Genomic DNA, 6,893 nt, shown 5'->3' with positions numbered 1-6,893 from the left:
GGCGTCGGCGGTTGGATCGGCGTCCGGATCAAAGCTGGGATCATCGAAGCGGCCCGAGAAAAGCGGAACCGGGTCGTGGCAGACCGCGCAGAGACGCGTCGCCTGGACGCTGCCATCGCGGGCCAGCAGCTCGCTGCGGGTGTCTTCGATGACCTTGCGGTAGGCCGGATTGTTGAACGAGCTGAGTCGGTGCATCGAGCCGGCATGGCGCTCAGCGATCTCGCTGTGACACTCGGCACAGACCTCATCGCCCATCAGATGCTCGGCTGGGATTCGGCCGTTGCCTGGGATGCTGGCTAGCGCTGGCGTGAAGGCTCGGCCTGATTGCCTTGGTTGCCCTGATTGCCCTGGTTGCCCTGGTTGCCCTGGTTGCCCTGGTGCTGAGGGGCTGTGATCAGTGTTTGCGTTGCCTCCCAGATTTGCGGGTTCCGAGGGCTTCGGGTCTGAAGCCGTGACAGTCGATTCCGCCAGGGCATCCGATTGCACAGCGAGCGCCATAACATTGAGGTCGCTATCTGGGTCCTGAGGGGCGGTTAGATGCAACGCTAAGGCTGTGATGGTGAAGATCACTGCGGCTCCAGCCCAAGCCACGCCAGCGCGCCAGCGCAACGGCGGACCGGCGAGTCGATGGAGCGTGAAGAGCCAGATCACCGCGAGCGGCGCCAGCACGTGGACCCAATAGGCGACGCGGCGAACCCCAGGATCATTGACCTCGAAGAAGCCGAAACGGGTCAGCAGAATCCCAGAGCCGAAGAGTGCCACTAGCGCCAACGCCAGTCCGAGCCCGGCGCGGATTGCATAGCGGTTCGGTCGCTGGATCGCGCGTCGGGCATGCAGCAGGGCAAAGGCGACGGTCGGGATCAGCAGCAACAGCCCGAGCCCGAGATGGACCAGGAACATATCGAGATAGAACAGGTTTTGGAGGGTTCGACCGCTCAGGCGCTCGAAGAGGGTCACCGCAACCAGATAGAGCGAGTTGATTGCCAACAGGCCGGCGGGGATGGCCATGAGCCGGAGCAGCCGACGCAGCGCTTCGTTGAGGGCGGATGGAGGACGACCGGAAAGGGGGTTGACGCTGGAGCGATCCATGATGACGTGCTTGAAGCGCAGGACGACATGGGAGCGATGACAACCATGATTCTAGCCTGACTTCGGCCGTCGGCCATGACCCGGCAAGCAGAATTAATGCAAGCGACTGATAAAACTTACTTTTATGGAGGCTGTTGTAATCGCTTTGGAGGTCGACGAGGGCTCGGGCTCGTTGCTGATCCGAGCCCTTGCGATTCAGCCCATGTGCTCTCAGGCGCTGGCCTCTAACGCTGCCTCAGTGCTTGAGTGGGTGCTAACGGTCCAGGAAGCTCATGAATTCAGCGCGGGTGCGGGCATCCGACTCGAAGGTGCCACGCATGGCGCTGGAGACGGTTGTGCTGCTCTGCTTCTGCACCCCGCGCATCATCATGCAGGTGTGGCTGGCCTCCATCACCACCGCAACACCGTGTGCGCCGAGATGCTCCATCAGCGCATTCGCCACCTGGCTGGTCAGGCGCTCCTGCACCTGGAGCCGGCGCGCAAAGACATCGACGACGCGAGCGATCTTGCTCAGCCCCACGACCTTGCCATTGGGCAGATAGCCCACGTGCGCATGGCCGAAAAAGGGCAGCATGTGATGCTCGCAGAGGCTGTAGAACTCGATATCGCGCACGATCACCATCTCGCGCACATCTTCCTCGAACAAGGCGCCTTTGATGATCTCCTCGGCCGAGAGGGCATAGCCACTGGTGAGGAAGTCGATCGCCTTCGCCACCCTCAACGGGGTGCGCTTGAGGCCCTGGCGCTGGGGGTCCTCGCCAATCTCGGTCAGCAGCTCGTGAACGAGGTGCTCTTTGCGCGCGTCGTAGACCTCCTGCTCGTCGATCGGCTCGAAGCTATCGGCGTAATGTCCATCAGTGCTTAGACGCGAGAGTTTGTTTTTAACGGGCATAGAACAGTCTTCCAATCTGGCGAGACACCCGAGTGGGTGCTCGACATTCATGCTAATCAAGAGTAGGGCTCCTCGCATCCGAATGCGACCAGTGCGGCGTCGTCTGGGGCTCGCGAATCGGGGTGGCGATGGAACCTGGAGTGTGGATTCGTTAAGATGGCGGATCGAAACAGGGCCTTCTGGCTCGTGATTCACCGCGACGGCAACCGCGCTCGCGCGATCAAACCAACCGGAGTCGCCTCATCCGAGCTCCGCCACTCTGCTCCCAGCGGGACGCGCCACGACCCATGAACGGCGCCTACAGCCCGCATTCCGGCCGATCGCATCTCGGTCCGTGCTCGTGCCGCAGTGCGCGTTGCTCGGCACCTTTCTCTCTGCTCCGTCGAGCCTGCAGGCCTTGGCTCCTCGGCTCGCGGCGCTCTGAACAACCCTAGTCTCGAGGATTTCCAGATGTGTGGATTCTGCGGTGAGATCCGCTTCGATGGTCAAGCGATCGATCTTGGTGCGCTGGCAGCCGTCAACCAGAGCATGCAGGCCCGCGGTCCTGATGGCAGCGGTGTGTTCCAGCAAGCGCAGATCGCACTCGGCCATCGCCGGCTCAGCATCATTGACCTCAGTCCCCATGGCAATCAGCCCATGGTCGATAGCGAGCTTGGGCTGACGATTGCCTTCAACGGTTGCATCTACAACTACAAGGAGCTGCGCGAGGAGCTCAGCGGCAAGGGCTATCGGTTCTTCTCGCACAGCGACACCGAGGTGATCATCAAGGCCTTCCATGCCTGGGGGGCAGACTGCGTGCATCGCTTCCATGGGATGTTCGCGTTTGCGATCGCCGAGCGCGACAGCGGACGGCTGACCCTAGTGCGCGACCGCCTTGGCATCAAGCCCTTTTACTACGCCGAGCTCCCCGGCGCCTTGAGATTTGCCTCGAGCCTGCCGGCGCTGCTCGCCGCCGGCGGCATCGACACCGACCTAGACCCGGTCGCGCTCCATTACTACATGCATTTTCACGCCGTGGTGCCAGCCCCGCATACCATCCTGCGCGGTGCGCGCAAGCTGCCACCGGCGACCATCCGGGTGAGCGAGCCCGACGGCCAGGGGCGCGAGCATCAATACTGGCAGCCGAGCTTCGTCGCCAGCCCGGACGAACAGGCGATGAGCTTTGAGGATTGGCAGGATCAGGTCCTGGCGTCGCTGCGCACGGCCGTTGATCGTCGTCTCGTTGCCGATGTCGACGTCGGTGTGCTCCTCTCCGGAGGACTCGACTCGAGCCTCATCGTCGGGCTCTTGGCGGAGCAAGGTCAGCGCGGACTCAACACCTTTTCGGTCGGCTTCGAGAGCGTCGGTGATGAGGCGGGCGACGAGTTCCAGTACTCGGACATCATCGCCAAGCACTACGCGACCGATCATCACAAGATCCAGGTCGATTCACGCAATCGGCTGCTCTCGAGTCTGCCGGGCTGCGTGCGGTCGATGTCAGAGCCGATGGTCAGCCACGACGTCATTGGCTTCTATCTGCTCTCGCAAGAGGTCGCCAAGCACGTCAAGGTGGTGCAGAGCGGGCAGGGCGCCGACGAGGTCTTCGGTGGTTATCACTGGTATCCGCCGATGCTCGAGAGCCAGGACCCGGCCGCCGATTACGCCCGCGTGTTCTGCGACCGCGAGCATGCCGAATATCGACAGGCGGTGCATCCGCGCCTGCATGGCGACGACTATAGCCGCGCCTTCATCCGCAATCATTTCGCGCTCCCGGGCGCCGAGGCGGCGGTCGACAAGGCGCTGCGGATCGACCAACAGATCATGCTGGTCGATGATCCGGTCAAGCGCGTCGACAACATGACCATGGCGGCAGGCCTAGAGGCGCGCGTGCCCTTCCTCGATCATGAGCTGGTCGAGCTCGCGGCACGGATTCCGGCGCGGCATAAACTTTGCGATGAGGGCAAATGTGTACTCAAGGCGGTCGGGCGGCGAATCATCCCGAGTGAGGTCATCGATCGGCCGAAAGGCTATTTCCCGGTTCCCGCCCTGAAGTATCCGCGTGGCGAGGTGCTCGAGATGATGCGCGAGACGGTGCTCAGTCAGCGTGCGCGCGAGCGCGAGCTGTTCCAGCCGGCCTATGTGCAGCAGTTGCTCGATGCACCAGATGAGCACATCACACCGTTGCGTGGCTCCAAATTGTGGCAGGTGACGCTACTAGAACTTTGGCTGCAGGAGCAGGGTCTCTAGAGTGCTCGACCTGCGACGGATGTTGTAACGAGAGCAGATAACCGGAGAAACCGGACGAGGGGACAGCGCAATGAGCACGCGAGAGCACATCCATCACCGGCTCGAACGTCAGCGGGCGCAGTCGGTGAGTAGCTGGGACAACAAGCGCCGACACGAGAACGAGATCTGGTCCGAAACGGCGGTGGACTGCGGCTGGGGCCGGCTGATCTTCGGCCAGACCTTCAATGATCCGCAGCGCCTGGCGCAGTGCCTGCAGCAGGAGGGCGATGGCCGGCGCGATGTGGCCATGTATCTGCGCGACCCGCACGTCGTGCTCTCTTACGCACCGCAGGATCTCTTCCTTGATCCTTCGCACACCTTTCGCCTCTGGTTGGATCGCTATCAGTACTCCCCGCGCCGGCCCAAGGGCTTCGTCGTGCGCCTGCTCAATAGCCGCGCCGATGCCGAGGCGGTGCACCGACTCTATGCATCGCGACGCATGGTGCCACCGAGCGCTGACTACATCTGGAAGCAGCGTGCCTCGCGGGTGGTGCAATTCTGGGTGGCGCAGGACGAGCAGGACGGCGGCATCCTCGGCTGCGTCAATGGAATCGACCATGTCGAGGCCTTCAGCGATGTCGAGCGCGGGGCCAGCCTCTGGGCGCTGGCCGTCGATGCCCAGGCCCCCTATCCGGGCATCGGGGAGGCGCTGGTACGGCAGGTGGCCGAGTTCTATCAGGCGCGCGGCCGCGCCTTTCTGGACCTCTCGGTCATGCATGACAACAAGGGCGCGATCCGCCTCTACGAGAAGCTGGGGTTCGAGCGCGTGCCGGTGTTTGCGCTGAAGAACAAGAACGCCTACAACGAGCCGCTATTCATCGGCAAGCAGCCGGCCGCGAAGCTCAATCCCTATGCCGCGATCATCGTCAATGAGGCGCGACGGCGCGGGATCGGGGTTGAGGTGATCGATGCCGAGGCTGGCTACTTCGCGTTGGGGCTGGGCGCGCGGCGCATCGTCTGCCGCGAGTCGCTCAGTGAGCTGACCACGGCCGTCGCCATGAGCCGCTGCGACGACAAGGCCGTCACCCAGCGGTTGCTGCGCGGTGCCGGCCTGAAGGTGCCGGACCAATGCGCCTACGAGGCGCTCGATCAGGCCGAGGCCTTCCTGACACGTCATGGCAGCGTGGTGGTGAAGCCTGCGCGTGGCGAGCAAGGCGCGGGCATCAGTGTCGACATCCGCGATCCGAACGATCTCGAGCGCGCGATCAAGAATGCACGACGCATCTGCGAGCAGGTGATCCTCGAGCAATTCTGCAGCGGCGCCGATCTGCGTATCATCGTGATCGATTATCAGGTCGTGGCTGCAGCCATCCGCAAGCCGGCGCAGATCGTCGGCACCGGCGCGCACAGCATCAGCGAGCTGATCCAGATCCAGAGCCGTCGCCGCCGTGCCGCGACCAGCGGCGAGTCCAGCATCCCGGTCGATGATGAGACCGAGCGCTGCGTGCGCGAGGCCGGCTTCAAGATGGGCGAGACCTTGCCCTACGGCCAAACGCTGGTTGTTCGCAAGACCGCCAACCTCCACACCGGCGGCACCATCCATGACGTGACGGCTGATCTGAGCCCGGCGCTGGCGCAAGCCGCCTGCAAGGCCGCCCGGGCACTTGACATTCCTGTCACGGGCCTGGATTTTCTAGTTCCGGACGTGACCGCGTCCGATTATGTGATCATCGAGGCCAACGAGCGGCCGGGGCTAGCCAACCACGAGCCTCAACCGACCGCCGAACGCTTCGTCGACCTGCTCTTTCCGCAGACCGCAGCCCGGGAGCTCACCGCTTGAAGCATCTTCGAATCGATACCGAGTACCTGCTCGATATCCTGCTCAAACTCCTCTTTACGCCCAGCCCGGCCGGCTACACCGACCGTGTTGTGCACCTTGTCTGCGAGGAGCTTGAGCGCCTTGACGTGCCCTTCGAGCTGACCCGCCGCGGCGCCATCCGTGCGACCTTGAAGGGCGAGGCCGCACGGCCGAACAAGGCCATCGTCGCGCACATCGATACCCTCGGGGCGATGGTCAAGGCGTTGAAGCCGAACGGGCGCCTGCAACTGGTTCCGGTCGGGCATTGGAACTCCAGGTTCGCCGAGGGCGCGCGCTGCACGCTGTTTACCGACATCGGTCAGCACCGTGGCACTATCCTGCCGCTGAAGGCCTCGGGCCATACCTTTGGCCCCGAGATCGACAAGCAAGAGGGTGGTTGGGATCACGTCGAGTTTCGCATCGACGAGCGGGTGTTCAACCTGCAGGACCTGCTGCAGCTCGGCGTCCATGTTGGCGACTTCATCGCCGTCGATACCTCGCCGGAGATCACGGCGACCGGCTTCATCAACTCGCGCCATCTCGATGACAAGGCCGGGGCGGCACTGCTGCTAGCGGCGGTGAAGGCGGTCAAGAATAGCGATGTGCGGTTGCCTGTCGACTGTCATCCGCTGTTCACCATCTCCGAGGAGGTGGGCTCAGGCGCCTCGGCAGCCCTGCACAAGGATGTTGCCGAGATGCTGACCATCGACAACGGCACCACGGCGCCGGGTCAGAACTCGAGCGAGTTCGGGGCGACCATCTGCATGGCGGACATGGGCGGGCCGTTCGACTATCACCTGACCCCTCGCATCATCCAGATCTGCCAAGAGTTCCAGATCCCGCATCAGC

The 6,893-nt window shown here is 63.3% G+C and carries 4 protein-coding genes and 1 pseudogene; 3 read left to right on the top strand and 2 right to left on the bottom strand.

Features of this window, described 5'->3' with window-relative positions; all coding sequences use genetic code 11:
- Both ACY693_RS12330 and folE read right to left on the bottom strand, forming a co-directional pair.
- Window positions 1-1,089: pseudogene (locus ACY693_RS12330) on the bottom strand (hypothetical protein); the annotation flags it as partial.
- A 253-nt stretch (window positions 1,090-1,342) separates the two neighbouring features.
- Window positions 1,343-1,981, bottom strand: a complete 639-nt coding sequence (gene folE / locus ACY693_RS12325; RefSeq protein ID WP_462322124.1) for a GTP cyclohydrolase I FolE — start codon at window positions 1,979-1,981, stop codon at window positions 1,343-1,345.
- Between the two features lie 450 nt (window positions 1,982-2,431).
- Here folE and ACY693_RS12320 point away from each other — a divergent pair, with 450 nt between their 5' ends.
- The 3 genes from ACY693_RS12320 to ACY693_RS12310 all read left to right on the top strand — a co-directional run.
- Window positions 2,432-4,207: an N-acetylglutaminylglutamine amidotransferase gene (locus tag ACY693_RS12320; protein ID WP_462322123.1), complete on the top strand. Its 1,776-nt coding sequence runs from the start codon at window positions 2,432-2,434 to the stop codon at window positions 4,205-4,207.
- Between the two features lie 70 nt (window positions 4,208-4,277).
- Window positions 4,278-6,026 carry an N-acetylglutaminylglutamine synthetase gene (gene ngg / locus ACY693_RS12315; protein WP_462322122.1) on the top strand — a complete coding sequence of 583 codons (1,749 nt, stop codon included), beginning with the start codon at window positions 4,278-4,280 and terminating at the stop codon, window positions 6,024-6,026.
- A partial coding sequence (locus ACY693_RS12310; RefSeq protein ID WP_462322121.1) for an osmoprotectant NAGGN system M42 family peptidase occupies window positions 6,023-6,893 on the top strand: 871 nt, incomplete at its 3' end. The genes ngg and ACY693_RS12310, both read left to right, overlap by 4 nt.

It is taken from the genome of Halochromatium sp. (genome assembly GCF_054919635.1).
The sequence above is the reverse complement of the archived record's forward strand: the minus strand, read 5'-3'. Positions and strand labels throughout refer to the sequence as shown.

Excerpts from the sequence above, each read along its gene's own strand:
- folE (WP_462322124.1), bottom strand. The coding sequence starts at position 1,981 with ATGCCCGTTAAAAACAAACTCTCGCGTCTAAGCACTGATGGACATTAC.
- ACY693_RS12320 (WP_462322123.1), top strand. The coding sequence starts at position 2,432 with ATGTGTGGATTCTGCGGTGAGATCCGCTTCGATGGTCAAGCGATCGAT.
- ngg (WP_462322122.1), top strand. The coding sequence starts at position 4,278 with ATGAGCACGCGAGAGCACATCCATCACCGGCTCGAACGTCAGCGGGCG.